The sequence below is a fragment of the Desulfomonilaceae bacterium genome (assembly GCA_041662605.1).
In the GTDB taxonomy this organism is placed as follows: Bacteria; Desulfobacterota; Desulfomonilia; order Desulfomonilales; family Desulfomonilaceae; genus CAJBEZ01.
Genome location: JBAZSD010000005.1, coordinates 72,379 through 93,081, shown reverse-complemented (window position 1 = coordinate 93,081; position 20,703 = coordinate 72,379). Strand labels below are relative to the sequence as shown.

The following is a 20,703-nucleotide window of genomic DNA, read 5'->3' as shown; positions in this document are numbered from 1 at the left end:
ATCTTAAAACAATACCGAACTCGGTTCGTTCTTTTTATTCGATTTATCTGGAGCCGATTTTTCAGAATAGGAACTCCATTTCGTTACAACCACTTTTTTATCCGTATAAAAATCGATCGCGTCGTTTGCTCGACCTCGATGAGAGCCGTAAAAAGACACCTTGCGTCCTCCTACCGGATAGAACGCAATCGGTGCGGGGGTTCCAACATTTACCCCAATTTGCCCAGTATTGACGTTTCTAATGAAGTGACGCGCCCAACCGCCATTTTGTGTGTAGATCACACCTGTATGTCCATATGCGCTTGAATTGATAATTTCTATGGCTTCCTGAAGGGTTTTGACTTTTTTCAAACACCGCACTGGTCCAAAAATTTCTTCCTTGAATGCGAAATTATCCGGTTCCGCCTCTAATAAAGTGGGACCGAAGAAAAATCCGTTTGGATAATCATTGATTTTGGGACTCCTGCCGTCGAGAATGATTGAAGCCCCTTCCTGAAGAGCCGTGTCGACGGCTTTGTACAGCCGATCCAGGGCAGGCTTGTTTATAACCGGCCCCATATTGGTTCCAGCTTCACGGCCAGACCCCAATTTCAACTCCTTGCATGCGGCGACAAATTTTTCCTTAAATGAATCGTAAATTTTTTCACTGACCAAAATGTTTGAAACCGCAAAACATCTTTGACTTGTGTGACCAAAGCAAGAATTCACGATATTGGGAATAGCCTCATCAAGGTTTGCGTCATCCATTACTAACACATGATTTTTTGCGCCGCCCTGGCATTGAGCCCTTTTCCCATGTGAGGTGGCTGTCCGATAAACCATTTCAGCTACCCTGGATGAACCGACAAACGTCACGCCCTGAATGTCCGGATGTGTGCACAGCCTCTCTCCCACGCTCGGTCCCCCATTAACCACATTCAGCACCCCCTTGGGAAACCCTGATTCTTCAGCCAATTCAGTTATTCTGAGCATGGTCATGGGACATAACTCACTGGGTTTAACTACCACTGTATTCCCACAAGCGATAGGCCAGGTAAAATAGAGCGCAATCATGGCCGGAAAGTTGAAAGGAGGCAGCAAACTAAATACACCCAATGGTTCTCGTATGTAATACTCATCGACGCCTGTCCCAACATCTTCACTGTGACTCCCCTTCAACAATTCCGGGATTCCACATGGATGTTCTACATATTGAATGGCCCGGGTGAGTTCACCCTTGGCGTCGGAGAGGGTTTTTCCATGTTCAAGTGTTATGATTTCGGCAAGTTCTCCGATCGCTGAGAGCATTTTTTCGCGCAATTTGTAAAGAATATCAGCGCGCCGCGTGGGAATCGTGTTTCTCCAGGATTGAAAAGCCTGTTTCCCTGCATAAATTGCGTCATCCACTTCATTTGTTGTTGAATCAGGGCATAATGCTATTGTTTGACCATCCAAAGAGTTTACTATAGGGAAAAATGACTCTGTCTTTGAATCAATCCACTCACCGTTTACATAATTTCGTAATTTTCTGACTGACATTTGAATCTTTCCGATGATTTTCTGATTTAAAAAGTCGGCTACCGTATGATTTGCGGACTCTTGAATTTACGATTGACATTGCCAAGGGGATTAGCGCAGTTCCACCAATCCCCTTGACGCAAAAAAATTACCTTTCCTTCCATGGTTTGAAAGGATACTGAATCTTTGCCTCAGCGTAATCTAGAGGAAAGACATTTTCGAGTTTTCCATTCTGGATTTGCACCGCTACTGGAGGATGGGCTTCGTTGGCTCCATCTGCTCCAAAGTGGATTTTGCCGTAGAAAGTCTCAAATGTGTCCTTGTGCAAGGCCTCCATAATTTTGACACGATTTTCTTTGTTTAAAGGGGGTGTTAACTTCAATTCTTGCAAAACGGTTTGCTGGGCCACGGCCCCACCGGCTGCGGCCGCCTCAACATAATCAGGAAAACGATTGAATCTTTTGAAATAAAGCTCCTTAAAGTTCGACGCCTTACCGAAAACTTTTCCTGAATAGGGCATGTTTCCAGTCCATTCAGATGCGGCGATTACGTAGTTAGCGTCACCTTTCAGATCCTCCACAAATTTTGGGACAGTTGGGCCGTAACTGAAAGCTACCGCCTTGGGGCTGAAGTCTATCTCCTTCATGGCTTTTATGGTCTTCATCGCCACGAGAAGATGGGAACCTACCAGCAGTATGTCGGGGTTCTTGTTCTTCACCTTGGTCAACAAAGAGTTGTAGTCCTGCAACGCCATTGGAAACAGCTCGTAGTGAACCACTTCTATGCCGTTTTGTCCGCAATATTTCTTGAAACCTTCACAAGCTAACGATGTGAATAAAATATCCGCCCCAATAATAGCGGCTGTTTTTGGTTTAGGACTAACGGCCGAAAAAATGTCGACACATCCTCGAACTTCCTCGGTAGCTTTACCGAGAGTTGAAAAATAGTATTTGAATCCCCGTTCGAACAGCTTGTTGGAGCTTGCGCCGCCGCTGATCAAAGGATACTGATTTTTTTCAGCGACAGGGCTCGCAGCGAACAATTGGCTACTTCCGAATCCACCCAAGAGTAGATCAACCTTGTCACTGACAATAAGTTGTTCAGTCAGTTTAGCCGTAGTCGCTGGGTCGCTCTTGTCATCATAAAAGATTATCTCCACGGGTGAACCGTTAATTCCACCAGCCGCGTTGACGGTCTCCTGCCAAAGTGTGTAAGCGTCTTTGACCAGGCTTCCATCTTTACCAAACACACCAGTCAGAGAAACCGCAACCCCGATTTTCCAGACTTTTTTTTGTTCGCCCCACGCCAGCCCTACGCATAAGAGACCAGCAAGCAGCAGAACCAAAACTAACCTGAAGCTTTTTAGAATCATCGTCACTCTCCTTTTCCTGAATTGGATTTGATCCTTAGAGTTTCGAACATATGCATCCTCTAGGCTTAAAATGTCGGAGGACTTATGACCCAAACCACTATCGTTTCCGACTTACCAGGATTAGTCCAACTGTGAGGTAAATTGGAATTATAATAGAAGCTCTCATTTTGATGAACCAGATGAATATCGTCTTCGATGTGAATTTGTAATTTCCCCTTGAGGACTATTCCAAATTCTTCCCCTACGTGGCTGTAAAGACCGTGTGATCCACCACCAGGTTGAATTGTGGTGAAAAACGGATGCATTCTCTTGTTCCTGGAGTTGATAATTAAAGACTCGATACGAGCGTTCCATCCTTCCAGGGTGATAGTCACTCTCTGGTCCTGGGGCAGTACTATTGGGTCATCATTTTCGGTTTCTACAAAAAAATCTGTTATCTTGGCCTGTAAAGCCTCAGATATTTTTTTTAGGCTGGAGATTGACGGGGAGACTTTCCCATTTTCCACTTGTGACAAATAAGCGTCAGAGCAACCGACCATTTCGGCCAACCTCTTAAGAGTCAGTTTATTACCGAGTCTTTGCGCCCGGATTCGACTCCCGATTTGCAGTTCGACGCTCATGGGACGGGAACCTTGTTGTTAAGTATTAATTAAATTGTAAAGTATGCTCAAACATTTTCTCTGTCAACAATTTTTTGGCAAAAAAAAAGCAATCCATTCTGGAGGATTGCTAAGAGGGTATGGTTAGGAGTCGTTGTTCGCCCTTTACTATAGCAACGCACGTGCCAAACCTAAAATAGGTTCATTTATCAGAACCTTAAGCATTCAGCTTGCGATAGCCAGCCCGTACGTCGCGCGTTTTCTTCACACTTTTCTTGTCATATTAATAACTGAATGAATTTTTTTCACACTATTGACTCACCAATCAAATCTATGCCGAATTTAGACTTCAGTTTTTGGAAAAATATCCGCTTTGCGCGACGCGTTTTGATGAATTTACGGTTTAGGCTTCTAGATCTTTTTGATTCTTGCAGCGAAAAATCCATCCGTCAAAATTCCTATGAAAGGTGGAAAAGAGAAGAAAAACCCGTCATCAGTCAGAAATTTAGGGCTTGGAACTTCATGGACCTCGATTTTATCTATGACAAAATCCGTGTGAGACGCGAGAAATTTTCCTATGACTTTGAAAGTTTCTTCTTGACTGACTGAGCATACACAATACACCAATAATCCCGATTTCTTGACGGTCTTGGCGGCTTCAGACAAGATTAGCAATTGCCGCTCAGCCATCTTATTCAATTCGTCGGGACTTACACGATATTTTGCCTCGCAGTTGTGTCTCAACACTCCCAGATTGGAGCAGGGAGCGTCAACGAGAACACCATCGAATGCTCCCAATGAATTGAGAAAAGACGCCTGTTCGGCGTTCCCCCGGATTATTTTTACACACTCGACCCCGAGGCGTTTGAAATTTTTCCCGGCTTCCTCAAGACGCTTGGGGTTCGCATCTACCAAAGTGATACTAGCCTGATTATTCACAATCGCAGCGATATGCGAGGATTTTCCACCAGGAGCGCCGCAAACGTCCAGAATTTCATGCTGTGGCTTCGGTTTAATCAATGTGGCTATTACTTGAGAAGCAAAATTTTGAATCGCAAAAAGACCTTCCTTGAAGCCGGGTAATTCTTTTACAGGGGCTCTCCATTTTGAAATCGTTAACGCTCCTAGGCTCATGTCCAGAACTTCGTAAGTCAAACCCTCTTTTTCAAAACAGGAAATCAGATCGGAAATGTTTGTCTTGATTGAATTTACACGGACATTTAATTCGGCGCGTCGATTGTTGAATTCCAGAATATTCAGAGTTTCTTCCATCCCATATTCAGAAATCCATCGTTTAACCAACCATTCGGGGTGTGAATAATGAACGGCTAAAGAATTCAGTTCTCTCCCGGGCTTGGCGTTAAACATTTCAGTATTTGCCAACACCGATCTGAGAATTGCGTTTACCATTCCTGAAAAAGCGCCTCCATACAAACCTTTTGCCTGTGAAACCGCCTCATTTACAATTGAATGGGCCGGAATTCTATCCAGAAAAATCAATTGGTACAAGGCGATTCTTAGAATATTCCGGATGTCGGATTTCAGTTTTTTAGGAGAGTTTTTAAGAAAAGAATTTATTGTTGAGTCCAGTCTCATTTTCCAGCGGATAGATCCATAGACAATTTCGGTAACAAGTGATCGATCCTTTTCCGATACAACTCTGTTAGAGAGAACATCCGCAATCGCATTTTCCGCATAACTGCCTTTGTCGCATTCATTCAATGCATTCAGAGCCAGTTCACGCGAGACGGTGACTGAAAAACCTCGGTTGGTCATTTGGCCTCAAACGTAATAGGCGCCAACTAATATTAAAAATTGGCTTCATGATCTTGAGAGAAACAAGAGATGGCTATGAGCCCCTGGCAATTAATTGCACGCGAATTCGCCAGAGGCTCAAGCATAAAAGACACATCTATTTAGATTTATAACACTCAGTAGCCAGCCATTTTTTCAAGTCTTTCGATGCGGTTTTCAATAGGTGGGTGTGTTGAGAAGAGATTCGACATGCCGCTTCCGAAAAAGGGGCTCACGATAAACATATGAGCCGTGGCCTGTTCCGCCTGCATAGGAACTCTTTCGACCCCTTTCTGAAGCTTGCCCAGCGCGCTTGCCAACCACAAAGGATGTCCGCATATTTTTGCTCCGGTCTCATCCGCAATATATTCTCGAGATCTAGATATGGCCATTTGAATGATGGCAGCCGCAAGAGGCGCCAAGATCATCATCATCAAGGAGCCTAAAAAAGAACCGCCACCTTCCCTGTTATCGTCAGACCTCCCGCCAAAGAGAAACCCAAATTGCGCCAGGTACGTGATAGCGGCGCCGATGGTCGCGGCCACTGTTTGTATAAGTATGTCCCGATTTTTTACATGTCCGAGTTCGTGTCCGATGACCCCTGCAAGCTCATCCCGGCTAAGAATACTCAATATACCTTCAGTGACAGCCACTGCGGCGTGTTCGGGATTTCTACCAGTCGCGAACGCGTTTGGAGAATCATCTGGAATTATATACACTTTAGGCATAGGAAGTCCTGCGTTCCTGGTAAGCTCCCTGATCAGGTTGTAGAGATCAGGAGCCTCGGCTTCGGTAACTTCCTGAGCATGGTACATGGACAATACGATTTTATCACTAAACCAGTAGCTGCCGAAATTCATCGCTAAAGCGATAACCAGCGCCAGCGTGGCTCCATTTTTGCCTCCAAGGTATCCACCCAGGACTACCAACAAACCACTAAGAGCGGCGAGCAGAATCACTGTCTTGAGTTGGTTCATTTTTTCACTCCATGAATTATTGTCTCAAAAATTAATGTAGACAATCGTTAAACGATTATGTCGTGTCCTTCCGTAAAGCTGGCGCCCGGTTTCAGTCTTTTCCCTCTAGCAAAGTCCGGCGCGGATATTCTTTTTTTTGAAGGCGCCTGAACTTCTTCAAGGCAATAAAGTCCTCGACCGGTTCCAACGAAAACTCCTTTTGATGTCACGTCAACTACAATCCCCGGTTGTCCATGCCCCTCAAGTGGGCTTCCTCGCCAGACCCTCACGGCCTGTCTTCCCAACAGGAAGAAAGCGCCAGGCCAAGGATTCATTGCCCGAACTATTCTATCAAGGCGAGAAGCGTCCAAATTCCAATTCATCAATCCATCGGTTTTCTTTAGAAGTTTAGAATATGTAGCTCTGGACTCATCCTGAGGAACGGAAACAATTTCCTTTTTGGCCAGTTTCTTAATTGTTTCGACCATCAAAAAAGCCCCTTGTTCCATGAGCTTATCGTGTAGCTCACCAGCGGTGTCTCCTGGTCCTATTTGAACAACGCTTTGGGCAAGAATTTGTCCTGTGTCCATTCCGGAGTCCATAAGCATTACCGTGGCTCCTGTTTGTTCATCTCCTGAAAGCAGAGCAGCGGAAATAGGGGACGGTCCACGATGTTTAGGAAGTAGAGACGCGTGAAGATTTAAACATCCCAGGGGTGGCAGATTCAAAACATCTTTTGGAAGGAATTTTCCGTAAGCGACGACAATGATGGCGTCAGGTTTCAGTTCTTTCAATATTCCGAGAACTTGAGAATCTTTAAGATTTTCGGGTTCGTGACACGTGAGGCCCAAATCTTGGGCCGCTTGTTTTACCGGTGTAGCTGTTAATATTTTACCCCGACCCGTCGGTTTGTCCGCCTGTGAAAAAACAGCTACTATTTCAAATTCTTGGTAAAGGGCTTCGAGCGTCGGTATAGCAAACGGGGGTGAGCCCATAAACACAAGACGCAGTGTCACTTACCGCTCCGTTGGGTTTTTTTTGCGCGTCTTTGATAAATGCTTCTCTTAAGTGCGGACGCATGATCCAGGAGAGTTTTGCCTTCCAGGTGATCTATTTCGTGTTGGAGCACTCGCGCCATGAGACCTTCGGCTTCCATCTTCACCGGTTTACCGTTTATGTCTACGCCTTCAACCTGAACACGCGCAGCGCGTTTGACATCAACGTTAAAGTTGGGAACACTGAGACACCCCTCTTCCTTAAATTCTTCTCCATCCGAAATTAATATTACGGGATTAATAATGACTGTTGGAGCCTTTCTTTTGTCTTTAGGCTCTGCGTACGCGTAGTGGATGTCGAAAACGATCAGTCTAATGAGTTCCCCAACCTGATTTGCGGCCAACCCTATTCCCGGAGCCTTATACATAGTATCTGTCATGTCTGAAGCCAACCGGAGCACATCTTCGTTCAACTCTGTTACAAGTTCCGCTTTTGACGCCAGTTTATTGTCAGGAGCTGTGACTATTCTAAGAACAGGCATATGTGAGCCTTTCAAGGTTTTAATACATATGTCTACATGTTAATAAAACTGTCAAGCCGCGGTTTTTAAATGATTCCACGCAAGAAAAGCATCTTGAATTGAAATGGAGAGATTAATTCAAGGCGCCGGATTCATTAGTGAGGAAACTAAAAACTGTGGCAGTCTGAGGATTCACTCAAGTTATTACCTTACATATTCTCCAGTCCTAATCTCTTCTGTGTTCAGACCTTTCGTAGCCGAGGAATTACATTGAGAAATGACTCCGGCAATATTGCTGTAACCTTTTTGTAGCGCCAGCGAATGAGCTGTGGCGCCATCGTTATCTCGAACCAATGGGTCAGCGCCTGCCTTAATCAGAATTTTAACTAAAGAAACATTGTTGGTTTCAGTCGCCAGCATAAGAGCCGTTTGGTTGTTTCTGTCTCGGGCGTTTATATTCGCGGCATGAGCCAGCAAGGACACCGAGATTTTTGTTCGCCCGGCGAGTGAGGCCCACATCAAAGCGGTACGCGCCAAAGTTCCCCTTTGATCAAGGTCTGCGCCTCTTGATATAAGCAAATTTACTGTGTCGTTTCTACCATTAATGGCCGCTTCTATTAAAGCGCTTTGCCCCTTGACATTCCTTGAGTTTACGTCCACTCCTTTGCCGAGCATTTCTACTATTCGGGTGTTATTTCCTTCGGCGGCGTATCTTACAAACATGTCATTATAATCTTCCTGGAAAGTGTTTCCAATCGAAATCAGGGCCGCAATAAAAGCTGGCAAAACAATAAATAATTTTCTCAAATGATTCAAAGGCCTTACTCCTAATATACCGTGTCCGGTAACACATAATATTCATCTACACTTTAATATGTGAAAGCTGTGACCCTAAACTTGTTCCAGTAAATCATACAAATATTTTTCAAAAATCCCGCGCTCGATGGTTAGATATTTCATTTACTGAACCTTTCCTGTCGATCAATCCAGGTACCGTTTAAATTTGAAACCTACACACGACTAGGTGATTTTTGCCAGTTGTAGTCTGATTTTAACGGTATATGTTGTGGTTCGTCATCATCAGGCCGTGGTTTCAACTCCCATCCTCAGCTCCAGAAGTTTCAGCCAGCCTGGTATGTTAATCGGATTGATCTATCGTTCTTTAGTATTCAACTGCAACATTTCTAGCCTCTAGTATTATCAGGCATCCTTCCCGGTCCACAGGATTCGACGATAATGCAATTTCTTCAATAAAAAATTTCAGCCATCAAGTTTGGGGGATCTTCTTTGCCTACAAAAAGAGTTGTCTTTTACACGCTGTAAGAATTCCTGACATATCAAAAGAGTTGACGCTGTTTCAGCCAATTTCAGAGGCTTTGTTCTAGTAGTTTTTGTACGGCGCCATTATTGCAAAGTTTTAGTAACGAAGGGGTCTTTCTCTCAGGACGCTACGAGGATATACGTTTTCGTCAGACATTGGAGGTCATAATCCAATGGAAAACAAATTATTAGAAGCGGTATAGGCAAGTAATCTTTGCTGGATTGAGAATTACCCGAGTTGGTTTTGCAGAACAATTTCCATAGACTGAGCTTTGATTTCCTATCAAATTAGTTGGCTAAGGAAGATTTTTGCAATGTCACGATTTATGGTTTGGACACGGCCTATGGACTTTGATAACGCTTAAATCTTCTATAGAAAAGAAGTTGTTGACGGAATTACTAGTGTACAATATTCTCTATTTGCTCCTTTATTTTTGGAGTTTTGTCGGGATATGATTCTAATAAATTACTGTGTTGGTTAGGTGAACTAATGAAACGGCAGGTTTTTTCCTGGGTGTTTTCATCTATTCTCAGGATTGAACAATATTTTTGGAACAAGGAGTTTAAATATGGAGAATAATGTCAGCCACGCTCTGTATATTTTGCAGGAGCCTGTTCAGTATATGGCTCTGAGTTTCATGGCATTGATGTACATCATCAAAATACGTCAGATGCTCAAAAAACCGATCCCACCGGAGAAAGCTGAACTTAAGGGAGACAGAGTAGCGGGGGCCCTGGAATCCCTGACTAATGTTCTAAAACCCTGGAGTATGGAAAGTACTCGAAAAAATCCGTTTTTTTACGCGGAATTCATGATTTTCCATATCGCTGTAGCCCTGACAATAGGCGCCACTTTTTTTATTCCCATAGTTCCGTCTTTAATGACACCGGCGGTATCAAAGGTTTTCATGCTTTTTATGGGCTTAGCCTTCTTGATTGGCCTTCGTCGCATATACAGACGTTTGACCGTTCCTGAGATCAAAATCATAAGCAGTCCTGATGACTATTTTGCTATTTCGTTAATGACGGTCTTCTTTGCGGTGGGCTTCGTAGCCATGTGGATGTGGATCGACGGCAGCCCAGATACCGGATGGATGTGGATCTTCTTCCTGTTGACTACTTTCTTTCTGTTGTACGTCCCGTTCAGCAAAATATCCCACTACATCCTTTATCCATTCGGAAGGGTTAATTTTGGCCGGACTTTTGGTGGGCGAGGGGTCATAAATAAAGATGTTAAAAATCCGACCTGGAACCCCAAGTAGCTAATTTTCATGAAAAACATTTGTCAATATTTGAAATAAATGGAGGGCATAAATGTCGGAGCACGGAGAGAAACTAGGGGCCAAAGAAGAGCGAAAGTGGCCTACCAAAACGGAATTTACCCCTGATATGCTCGAAGAAATGGAAAAATTACTTCCAGGTACATTAAATCGAGTCGTTGCCGCTTCTTTGTCCGGTTGCATACATTGCGGGATGTGCAGCGACGCTTGTCATTACAGTGTATCGATACCGGAAGATAAAACTCTTGTACCCGCATACAAGGCGGATCGTTTTAGAAAATGGTACAAAAGCAGGTACGACTGGATCGCTCAGGTGTTCCCTTCATTCGTGGGAGCGAAGAAACTAGATAAAGACCTTGCGGATGAAATGTATGACAAGCTATGGGGCGGCTGCACAATGTGCAGACGTTGCACTTTTAATTGCCCCATGGGTGTCGACTACGGGATGATGGTGCGTGGTGTCCGGGGCATCATGCAAAAGGTTGGTAGAGTGCCTCAGCATCTTCAAGACACAGTGGATACTCATTATAACTGGGGAAATAACATGGCGGTTCCTCAGGATGAATTTGTCGAAACCATTGAATGGATAGAAGAAGAACTTCAGGACGAAGAAGGCTGTGAAAATTTCAAGATCCCTGTGGATAAGAAAGGAGCCCAATACTTCCTAACTCTTAACCCAAGAGAACCCAAATACTATCCTTTAACTATTCAGGCCACTGCTAAGGTTTTAAACGCCGCCGGCGTGGATTTCACCATTTCTTCAAGATACTGGGATTTGACAAATTACGCATTGTTTAATGGGAATGACCCGGACGCTAGGCAATTTGCTCTCTGGCAAGCTGAAGACGTAAAGAGATTAGAATGTGAATACCTTCTTGCTGGAGAGTGTGGTCATGGCTATCGCGCTCTGAGATGGGAATTGCCGAATTGGGTAGGTGGTGTTCCTTTCAAAATCACTAGCGTTATGGAATTGATCGCTAAACTTGTCTTGGAAGGTCGTATTAAAACGGATAAATCAGTTTGGGATGGCCATAGAGCTACATATCATGACTCTTGCAACATAGCCCGGTCCGGTGGAGTAACGGAGGAACCTCGTATAGTTATACGCGCAGCGATCGAGGATTTTGTGGAAATGGAACACAACCGAGAAAATAGTTTTTGTTGTGGGGGAGGGGGCGGGGCCTTGGCCATGCCCGAGTTTACCCCAAGGCGCATTGCTGCGGGAAAAATCAAAGCAGACGAAATAAAAGCCACCGGCGCCGATATTTGCCTACAATCGTGTCACAACTGCACGGACCAATTGAAAGAAATCATCGAACATTACCATGTAAATGCAAAAGTAATGAATTTGGCGGAACTCTTAGCTCCTGCCTTGGTGCTTTAAGAAAAATGGGAGTATCCGAGTCTCTTCGGAAGTTTTTAGACGTCTGCTAATGAACCTTTTGAAGAAATGATATTATTATTGCCACCATTGAACGGATCGTCTACCATGCTACATTTAGAAACGTACGATCGGTTTTGAGTCTTGATTGTCGACAAGTCTGGTGATATTTAATCGCCCAATAAAAACTTGGTCGACAGGTGTACACTAAGTTTTTTCGACAAAAGTTTCCTTAGTAAATCCGTAAGCATAAGCTCGGAACTCTCCCAACTCAACCAAGGAGGTAGGCTATGGCAAAAAAGATCTTAATAATAGATGACGAACCAGACATGGTGACCTTTCTCTCAACTTTGCTTGAGGACAATGGATACGAAATCTCAACAGCATCGGATGGCGACGAAGGTCTAGCCAAGATTAAGTCTGAAAAGCCGGATCTTGTGAGCCTAGATTTGCTCATGCCAAACAAGACCGGGATTAAGATGTTTCGCGAGTTAAGAAAGGATCCCGAAATCACGTCAATTCCCGTCGTTATGGTGACAGGTTTCGCCACTGACGACACACCTAACATGGATTTCAAGAAGTGGATTCATGAAAGATCGATTAGGCCTCCTGAGGCTTATATTGAAAAACCTGTGGATAAGGACGCTCTGCTTAAAGAGATTAAGAGAATCATCGGTTAGCAAGAATATCGGGTTTCAGACTGTTTATGAAACCGTTGATTTTTTATTCTCGGACATTGTTCCTGATGGCGTTCTTGACTAGTGGAAGTTGTTGACGAAGCTTCCTCCACCCACAGCATATTACACCTTTTTGATTAGGCGCTATGCTCAAGAACGTCATCCATTTTGTGACCAAATTTACACGAAGCTTGAGCTTCAAGCTAAGTTATTACGCCGGAATGGTAATGCTACTGGCGTTATTGATCTTCTCTTATCACACAATATCTTCTCAAGAAACCAGTTTAATTAAAAAGGCAGTTCGGGAGTCCGTTAAGGATTCTGAGGTTACCAAAGCTGCCATATGGAACGGCATGATGACTAAGGAAAGGGGTGTCATCAGGCAAATTATAAACGCAATCGGCCTAACTGAAGGTTTCAAGGAAATTAATATTTATGATCAGAAAGGCGTTCTTCACTATACATCAAGACAAATAAAGACGCCTGTCCAGACGGACGGATTTGACGACCCTCTTTTGAACGATTTGAAATCAAACCCGAAAATAAGGCACAGCATTTCCAAGGACAGTACGCTTATCTCTGTCGTTAACCCATTGTTAAACGCCCAGAGTTGTTCGGCCGCAGCATGCCACACTCGTCCGGAGGACGACCCTATTCTCGGGGCGGTAGAGGTAAAAATTGGTTTGGAGGGGATAAACAGGGAAATTTCTCAGGGCGCACGCAAGACAATTGTTTTTGCTACCCTTCTATTTCTCGTGGTTTGTAGCGTAAGTGGCGTAGCGGTGTTGGTATTCGTCAACCCCACGATTAGAAACCTACAGGAAAAAGCTTCGAAAATGGCCAGAGGGGAGTACGTTCCTCGCCAGAAAGCCGGGGGCAACGATGAAATAGCTGACTTAGCCAGAGATTTCGATCGCATGAGTTTTCAAATAAATCAGCGAACAAATGAACTCGAAACCAGTCGAAGAATGTATAAATCGTTATTTGATGACGTTCCGTGTTACCTGACGGTGATTGACAGGGATTTTCGTATCACGCGCGCCAATAGATCGTTTAAGTCCGAATTCGGAGACAAGGTCAATCAGCACTGTTTTTCGGGTTATAAGAATAAAACCTCTCGCTGCAAAAATTGCCCAGTAGAAAAAAGTTTCTATGATGGAGCGTCCCACCAGTCAGAAGAAGTCTGGAGCATCAACGGCAGTCAAACCAACGTAATAGTAAAAACCTCTCCTATTTTTGATGATAAAGGTAAAGTTGAGGAAGTGTTAGAAATGGCTGTTGATGTGACGTTGTTAAAAAAGCTTCAGTTTAAGATAGAAAAAAAACGGCAGGAATTTCAATATCTGTTCGAAAGTGTCCCTTGTTATCTTACAGTAGTGGACAAAGATTTTAATATTATCAGAACCAACAATTTTTTTTCGCGCGATTTTGGTCCAGGCGAAGGACAAAAGTGTTTCCAGGTTTACAAAAGCTTTGAAAAGAAATGCGACAATTGCCCGGTAGAAAAGACCTTTCTTGACGGTTGTACCAACTACTCCGAAGAGGTTTGGAGGAAAAATGGAGAAGACACCTACATTATAGTCTACACGGCGCCAGTAACTGATGAAAATGGCGCAATTGTGGCTGTAATGGAGATGAGCACCAATATAACCGAAATCAAAAGGCTTCAGGGAGAATTGGCTATTCTCGGGGAGACCATAGCCGGGATGTCTCACTCAATAAAAAATATTCTGGCTGGGTTGCAGGGTGGGGTTTATGTGCTTGATTCAGGATTGACCCGGAATCGCGAGGATAGGGTTAAGGCTGGTTGGGCGATGGTCAAAAACAATGTTGAGAAGATTTCGGATTTGGTGAAAGGGATTCTTTACGCCTCAAAAGAAAGAGAGCCTGAATACAAACTCTATGAATTCGGTCAATTACTCACAGAGGTTTGTGATCTTTATGATGCCAAGGCAAAAGATGAAGGTATTCAGCTCGTTCGAGATTTTCAAGGAACAATGTGTTCTTGTCTTATAGATCCCGGTGGAATCCACAGCGCTCTGTCAAACCTGGTTTCAAACGCCATACACGCATGCCAGACCGGGGATACCGAAGTCACTCACCGTGTCGTAGTATCAGGTCGAGTGGACACAGAACTTTTAACCATTGAAATTTCTGACGATGGGGCAGGCATGAGCGAAGAAGTACGCCAAAACCTCTTTACAAAGTTTTACTCTACAAAAGGATCGAAAGGGACAGGGTTGGGTCTGGTGATCACCAGGAAGGTAATACACGAGCATGGAGGAGTCATCAGGGCTGAGTCCGAATTGGGACAGGGATCCAAGTTCATTGTCGAACTGCCCATTAGAAAGGACACATTTCCAAAGGACATAAATCAGGAGAAAGAACTCAAAGTTTAGTAACTTAAGGATATCAAGTCAGGAGGAAACAAATGAACGGAATAGGGTTATGCGCACTTTTTTCACGACAAGGAGATTGGGCGTTTGATTACGCCTTGGAGCTTGCAAGAAAGCATCAAACAAAACTTAATATTTTTCATTTTCTTGAATCACCTTATACTCTTAGAAGAGACGTAGTTTTTGTGGACGCGGACAAAACTGAAACCGCTTCAGTGACGCCGGATCTAATAGCTCAAAAGGACAAAGAACTACGCATGGGCTATGATAGCAAGCTGGGAGATTATGTTGACGTGGGGTTTCGTTTGTGTGAAGGCGTAAATGAAATTGAATTAAGAAGATGCTTCAAAAAGGGAGATTATGAAGTTTTAGTGATCGGTTATCAGTCGAAAGGAGCGGATTTCGGAGGCACGACGACAATAGAGGAGTTTTCAAGGAAATTTCATGGGCCAGTCGTGCTGGTGGGTCCGGAAGCTCCTGATATGTTCTATATCAATGATGCCGCTAAGAACGTTTTGGATCAACTTGACATCCCTGAAGGAAAGTGGCGTCTGCTAAATCGTGTTAAATAGTTTTATACCGAATTGATAGGTGTTAGTTTCCCGAATCGTTTTTCAGGCCGACTCTCTTACAAGCTTAGTTTTCAAGAATAAAAGAGATCGGCCTTGAAAATGGCCTAACCAACGTTTTTTTTAAAGGTGTGCCCTGTGAAATTTTCAAATGCTGACGAATTTGAGCTGCATGTTCACAAGTGTTTTAATAGAATGTTTGAACTCCTGATGAAAGTCGACTCCACGGTCAAGCAGGGAGCTGAACGAGAAGAAGAATCAGGTGATTTTGGTGTGATGTGCGACATGAGAGACTGGGTTGAAGAAATTATTTTACATTGCCATCTGGCCTGGCAGTATCACAGACTTTCCAAGGGACCGGTGAATCTGAACACATGGGATCACATCGAACAACCTAAAAACGACGACGAGAACTGAGATTGTCCGGTTCTTTCGGGTCTCGATTCTGAATTTTTCCCACCATCAACATTCTGTCCTTCCATAAAATTTTATCAAGACACGCCCGTAAATAATGGGTTAGTGTAGACTCAGGTCGAAATCATGATGGGGGACAGTCAGATCTAAATAAGGATCAAATCTTTAAAAGTATTGAAACTGAAAGGCCATGATGGCATATTTTATATCATTTAGATATGTTAGATTTTAGGGAATAATGATGACGCCTGCTGATACCCCAACAAACCTGACTTCAGCGATGGAAGACTATCTGGAGGTTATCTACCATCTCGAACAGGAAAGCAGAATCGCGAGGGTCCGAGATATAGCCAATAGATTAGGCGTCAAGATGTCTTCTGTGAGTTCAGCTCTCAAGATACTGGGAACCAGAGGACTTATTAGATATGATCCACACCAGTTCATCACATTGACGGAAAAGGGAATTTCCAGAGCCAGAGAGATAGTTCGAAAGCACGAAATTTTGAAACGTTTTCTTTCAAGCGTCTTACAGATTAACGATAATGTCGCTGAAGATAACGCATGCCGCATAGAACATCATTTGGACCCCGAAGTGATAAACAAGTTGATCCGATTTCTTGAATTTGTTCAGACTTGTCCGGTTGATCAATCCAAATGGATGGAAACCAGCGCTGAATCATGCCATGATTGCCTAGTCTGTCTGGAACAGGCCCGAAGGAAAATTCTGGACAGGGCGACAGCGCAACGAAAAGCCCTTGAAGGCGGAATGACACTTGCCGAAGCCGCGCCGGGAACTCGAGTGGTCATTCAACAAATTCAGGGTCTTGAAGATTTTACGGAGAATTTGTCCCAAGAGGGGCTAACGGAAGGTGTTACTGTTGAAATTGAATTCCAGAAAGACCTTGGTCGTGATCTGAGCCTCAATATTAACGGCTATCATGTAAACATGAATAAACATGACGCCTCAAGGATTTTTGTCAAGCCCGTTTAGTCCAGAGTACACTTCGGACGCCTACTTATTCGCTAGCGTCTTTTCTTCTAATAAAAATACCATTTCATAATAACGCTAAACGCTAAAATCAGTATTCCCGAAATCAGCAGATATGGACCAGATTTTATTTCTTCGGCGCGCTGTTCAGCATCGTGTCTTCCAGTGCAGCCTGCGTTACAGTTTTCACATCCACGTTCGTAAACCATCACTTTCACTCCTTTACAAAAGGATTTTTACACATTTAATCACTTTTATGTGAAATGGGAATCGCAAGATCTCGCTCCAACCACTGGCGCCTCAATTCACTTATTGATATTTTGCATAATAGATACACTATATCAATGGATTATAGTAATTATAGAATATATCAAAGTATTATTAGATGTTATTATGGACTATGTTATTGAATCATCTTTTTGATTATGCTATTATTTGTTGTATAGCAATCAGAACATCCTTGTTTGAATATTGCCTTGAAAGGTTGCGAGCCCATTTTATTTGATCGCAAGGACCCCTTGTATGGTATCAAATGCACTTGAAAACAAACAATTATTCAAGAAAATCCCTGACGCTGATTTGAACCAGGCAAAATTCGGCCGAACCGAATTAAAAGCCATAGTCTGGTTCGGTTGTTCAATTTTCTTGCTGATCTGTTTAGTGTCATACGATCCTCGGGACCCTTCTTTCAATGTAGTAACTCGTCGATCTGAAATTCACAATCTTTGCGGTTTGATAGGATCACACATAGCTGACGCTCTAGCCCAGTTAATTGGTGTGTGTTCGTTTTTTATCCCGTTTTTCTTCGCCATGACCGGGATCAAGTTTCTGTCCCAATCCTCACCCAAACATACACGCCTTTGGGATTCCGTAAGTTTTCTCGTGTTAACTTTGATCCTCTGTTCATTGATAGACCGGTATTCCTCCTTGACGATTTTGAATTTTTCTCCTCATAACGCCGGGGGCGCAGTAGGAAGTATTGTCAACGCCGGACTTTGCAAGTTTTTTGGTCAGGCCGGGAGTCTTGTGATCAGTATAACTATTTTCATCATTTGTGTTTTAGAATTGACCAGAGGCTCCTTGATCAAAGTGTTGTTGTTCTGTTTCCCGTCGGCTGGAACTCTCAACCTCTTGAATTTTGGTTTTCGGGACAAACTCAGTTCGTTATTGAATCTGGCCTTCGCGTGGTTACGTAGCTCATTAAAAGCTGCGCTATCGCAAAGACGCCACCAGGAGCCGGCTCAGGTCATCATTCCCCAGGAGGGATCGAGCCCCTTGTTGTTGGAGCGCGAGCCCCTTGAAAAAGAAGCCCTCGATGTTTATGCGTGGGAAAGGCTTTCTTTCCTGCCCAAGGATGAGTTCCATCGGTCGATTGACGAGCGAGTTTCTGAAGCGGACACTGATGTGTCTTACTCTTCGATATCAACTTCTGTTGAAGATGAGTTTGTAAGTAGGCAACATAATCCTATCCCTTGGAAATCTATAGATATCAAAGAATCAGATCTTGAATCAATACCCAACGAGAAAGTAGACTTTTCCGCCGCGCTGGAATCACAACAAATTGATGATCCAGGATACAGCCCGGATTCTTTTGAAGAGGAAAAACTTGGGGAAATAGATGACCTCACGCAAAATCAGGTCAGACCCATTAAAGTTACAAAGAGAGCGGACTTAGACCTGGAACCGATACAGGTAGAGCAAACTTTTGGTTCAACCGAATCGGATTATCGACTACCCCCTATAGATCTTTTAGACATTCCTGAACAGTCAAAGAGATTTGTTGATGAAAGATTGCTGGAGACGAATGCGGGCATATTAGAGCAAAAACTGGGCGATCTTGGGATTAAGGGCCAGGTTGTTGAGATTCATCCAGGCCCGGTCATTACCATGTATGAGATCAGCCTTGCGCCAGGCATTCCTCTGAGGCGGGTATTAAATACCAGCGATGATCTTGCTATGGCCCTGAAATCAGGCTCAACAAGGGTAGTGGCTCCAATCCCCGGAAAAGATACAGTCGGTATCGAGGTTCCGAATCTATACAGGGAAATAGTCTATTTTAGGGAAATTATCGAATCTTCAGTTTTCAAGTCCAACGTAGCCCCACTTAAAATGGCATTGGGAAAATGCATTGACGGCGAGCCTTTTGCGACAAGCCTGGCTAGAATGCCCCATTTATTAATTGCGGGAGCCACTGGAACCGGAAAGTCCGTCGGACTTAACATTCTTATTTGTTCATGGCTAATGACTTATTCACCGGATGAAGTCAAATTCATTATGGTTGACCCAAAAAAATTAGAGCTTTCCTACTATCAGGACATTCCACATCTTATCTATCCTGTTGTCACCGATCCGGACAAAGTACCCAAAGTCCTAAGTTGGGGAATAAGAGAAATGGAAAGGCGTTACGAACTACTCAGCAAAGCGGGCGCCAAAAACATTGAGAGTTATAATCAAAAGATTCAGTCAGGCGTAATATCTACTCCTGAGGGAGAAGACGATCCGCAAAAACTTCCATACATCATAATTATTGTTGACGAACTGGCTGAATTGATGATGGTCGCGGCAAAAGACATAGAAATTTCGATAGCCAGGCTTGCCCAGATGGCCAGGGCGGCTGGTATCCATCTGATCCTGGCGACTCAGCGTCCATCCGTTGATGTAATTACAGGAGTTATAAAGGCCAATTTCCCTGCCAGAATCTCATTTCAGGTTTCGGCCAAACCTGATTCAAGAACCATTATCGACACTGTGGGCGCTGAACATCTGCTCGGCATGGGCGACATGCTTTTCCTGCCGCCGGGGACATCGAAACTCCTACGATTGCATGGAGCTTTTGTGTCGGAAAATGAAATAAGACGAATCGCTGATTTTACTAAAGCTCAGCGGTCGCCTGTCTATCTTTCCGAAATATCCAGCATAGTAAATGGATCAGACTCTGGATCAAGTTCTGGATCCGAGGCGCTTGACGATGAAAAATATGATGAAGCTGTTGCGCTTGTAACGAGGATTGGCCACGCTTCCATATCGTTGATTCAAAGACACATGAGAATCGGCTATAACCGCGCAGCGAGGATTATAGAAACAATGGAATCTCAGGGACTGATCGGCCCATCTGATGGGACGAGTCGACCTAGAGAGGTGTTGGCTTTGTCTCTGGAGAATATTCCGGACAGGGATTAAACTATTCTATAGGCATTTTTCAAAAAGAATATGAATGGATTTTGTGTCGGTTAGGGGATATCACTTCCCAAAAGAATGTCCGGACTCCAAAATTTGCTCATTATTTCGGCGATTTTTAAAGGATCATTTCTCTTATCCTCAGAAAGATATGGGAATTCAAGAATGCGCTTACTATCTGTCATTCGCTTAAGATCTTGAGCCGTGAACTTTTCTTCGGGTCCTTCGGCAATTTCACCTTTAGACAAAATCACACTTAAAATTTTGATATTCCTCTTTTCGAGAGATTCTACGCTTAAGAGTGTGTGATTTATAGTTCCTAGCCTTGCGCGAGCTACCAGTATGACTGGAAAACCCAGTTTTTCCATTAGATCAATAAAGGTTCCTTTCTCTTCAATAGGGACAAACAATCCTCCCGCGCCCTCAACAATCACCAGATCGTGAGATTCTTGAACCGCTCTGATATGCTCCAACACATCTGCAATTCTAAGGCGACTGTTCTGCAGAACGGCCGCTCTGTATGGAGCGGCGGGAAATGCAAACCGGAAAGGAGCCACATCATCTATGTTCAGAGCATTTTGAGAAGCCGTCCAAAGGAAGTTCCCATCCTCAGGAAACAACTCTCCGTCTTTTATGGCGCAGCCAGTTTCCACTGGTTTTAAGGCTACACAATCAATGCCGTTTTTTCGATAAAACGCGGTTAATCCCGCGGTGATTAGCGTTTTACCTACGCCTGTGTCTGTTCCGGTTACGAAGATTCCCTTCAT

At 43.8% G+C, this 20,703-nt stretch carries 18 protein-coding genes; 8 read left to right on the top strand and 10 right to left on the bottom strand.

Going from position 1 to position 20,703, the window contains the following annotated elements:
• Nucleotides 1–3 precede the first annotated feature (3 nt).
• From mmsA to WC647_05810, 8 genes are all read right to left on the bottom strand, one after another.
• Nucleotides 4–1,518 carry a CoA-acylating methylmalonate-semialdehyde dehydrogenase gene (mmsA, locus tag WC647_05845; protein MFA6221819.1) on the bottom strand — a complete coding sequence of 505 codons (1,515 nt, stop codon included), beginning with the start codon at nt 1,516–1,518 and terminating at the stop codon, nt 4–6.
• Nucleotides 1,519–1,645: 127 nt separating this feature from the next.
• On the bottom strand, nt 1,646–2,869 hold the full coding sequence (locus WC647_05840; GenBank protein ID MFA6221818.1) for an amino acid ABC transporter substrate-binding protein: 1,224 nt from the start codon (nt 2,867–2,869) through the stop codon (nt 1,646–1,648).
• Nucleotides 2,870–2,934: 65 nt separating this feature from the next.
• Nucleotides 2,935–3,489, bottom strand: a complete 555-nt coding sequence (locus WC647_05835) for a cupin domain-containing protein (protein MFA6221817.1) — start codon at nt 3,487–3,489, stop codon at nt 2,935–2,937.
• A 390-nt stretch (nt 3,490–3,879) separates the two neighbouring features.
• Nucleotides 3,880–5,244, bottom strand: coding sequence for a 16S rRNA (cytosine(967)-C(5))-methyltransferase RsmB (gene rsmB / locus WC647_05830; protein ID MFA6221816.1), 1,365 nt, complete (start codon nt 5,242–5,244; stop codon nt 3,880–3,882).
• 155 nt (nt 5,245–5,399) lie between these two features.
• On the bottom strand, nt 5,400–6,239 hold the full coding sequence (htpX, locus tag WC647_05825; protein MFA6221815.1) for a zinc metalloprotease HtpX: 840 nt from the start codon (nt 6,237–6,239) through the stop codon (nt 5,400–5,402).
• 47 nt (nt 6,240–6,286) lie between these two features.
• Nucleotides 6,287–7,234: a methionyl-tRNA formyltransferase gene (gene fmt / locus WC647_05820; protein ID MFA6221814.1), complete on the bottom strand. Its 948-nt coding sequence runs from the start codon at nt 7,232–7,234 to the stop codon at nt 6,287–6,289.
• Nucleotides 7,231–7,755: a peptide deformylase gene (def, locus tag WC647_05815; protein ID MFA6221813.1), complete on the bottom strand. Its 525-nt coding sequence runs from the start codon at nt 7,753–7,755 to the stop codon at nt 7,231–7,233. The genes fmt and def overlap by 4 nt, the downstream gene beginning before the upstream one ends.
• Nucleotides 7,756–7,938: 183 nt before the next feature.
• Nucleotides 7,939–8,550 (bottom strand): ankyrin repeat domain-containing protein, encoded by a 612-nt coding sequence (locus tag WC647_05810; protein ID MFA6221812.1) that lies wholly within the window; start codon nt 8,548–8,550, stop codon nt 7,939–7,941.
• A 1,073-nt stretch (nt 8,551–9,623) separates the two neighbouring features.
• Between WC647_05810 and WC647_05805 the strand changes: the two genes are divergently transcribed.
• The 7 genes from WC647_05805 (at nt 9,624) to WC647_05775 (ending at nt 16,762) form a co-directional block, all read left to right on the top strand.
• Nucleotides 9,624–10,316 carry a hypothetical protein gene (locus WC647_05805; protein ID MFA6221811.1) on the top strand — a complete coding sequence of 231 codons (693 nt, stop codon included), beginning with the start codon at nt 9,624–9,626 and terminating at the stop codon, nt 10,314–10,316.
• A gap of 52 nt (nt 10,317–10,368) precedes the next feature.
• A complete protein-coding gene (locus tag WC647_05800; protein MFA6221810.1) occupies nt 10,369–11,718 on the top strand; it encodes a (Fe-S)-binding protein in 1,350 nt (449 codons plus the stop codon).
• 287 nt (nt 11,719–12,005) lie between these two features.
• Nucleotides 12,006–12,395: a response regulator gene (locus WC647_05795; protein ID MFA6221809.1), complete on the top strand. Its 390-nt coding sequence runs from the start codon at nt 12,006–12,008 to the stop codon at nt 12,393–12,395.
• A gap of 143 nt (nt 12,396–12,538) precedes the next feature.
• Nucleotides 12,539–14,791, top strand: a complete 2,253-nt coding sequence (locus tag WC647_05790) for an ATP-binding protein (protein MFA6221808.1) — start codon at nt 12,539–12,541, stop codon at nt 14,789–14,791.
• 32 nt (nt 14,792–14,823) lie between these two features.
• Nucleotides 14,824–15,360 (top strand): universal stress protein, encoded by a 537-nt coding sequence (locus tag WC647_05785; GenBank protein ID MFA6221807.1) that lies wholly within the window; start codon nt 14,824–14,826, stop codon nt 15,358–15,360.
• 135 nt (nt 15,361–15,495) lie between these two features.
• Nucleotides 15,496–15,774, top strand: a complete 279-nt coding sequence (locus WC647_05780) for a hypothetical protein (protein MFA6221806.1) — start codon at nt 15,496–15,498, stop codon at nt 15,772–15,774.
• Nucleotides 15,775–16,012: 238 nt separating this feature from the next.
• Nucleotides 16,013–16,762, top strand: a complete 750-nt coding sequence (locus tag WC647_05775) for a metal-dependent transcriptional regulator (protein ID MFA6221805.1) — start codon at nt 16,013–16,015, stop codon at nt 16,760–16,762.
• Between the two features lie 47 nt (nt 16,763–16,809).
• Here the strand turns inward: WC647_05775 and WC647_05770 are convergent, their stop codons facing one another.
• The gene (locus WC647_05770; protein MFA6221804.1) at nt 16,810–16,968 is read right to left on the bottom strand and encodes a hypothetical protein; all 159 of its coding nucleotides are present in this window, start codon (nt 16,966–16,968) and stop codon (nt 16,810–16,812) included.
• A gap of 313 nt (nt 16,969–17,281) precedes the next feature.
• On the opposite strand from WC647_05770, the gene WC647_05765 reads away from it, so the two are divergent.
• Nucleotides 17,282–19,939, top strand: a complete 2,658-nt coding sequence (locus tag WC647_05765; protein ID MFA6221803.1) for a DNA translocase FtsK — start codon at nt 17,282–17,284, stop codon at nt 19,937–19,939.
• 50 nt (nt 19,940–19,989) lie between these two features.
• On the opposite strand, the gene bioD is transcribed toward WC647_05765, so the two are convergent.
• On the bottom strand, nt 19,990–20,703 hold the full coding sequence (gene bioD, locus WC647_05760; GenBank protein MFA6221802.1) for a dethiobiotin synthase: 714 nt from the start codon (nt 20,701–20,703) through the stop codon (nt 19,990–19,992).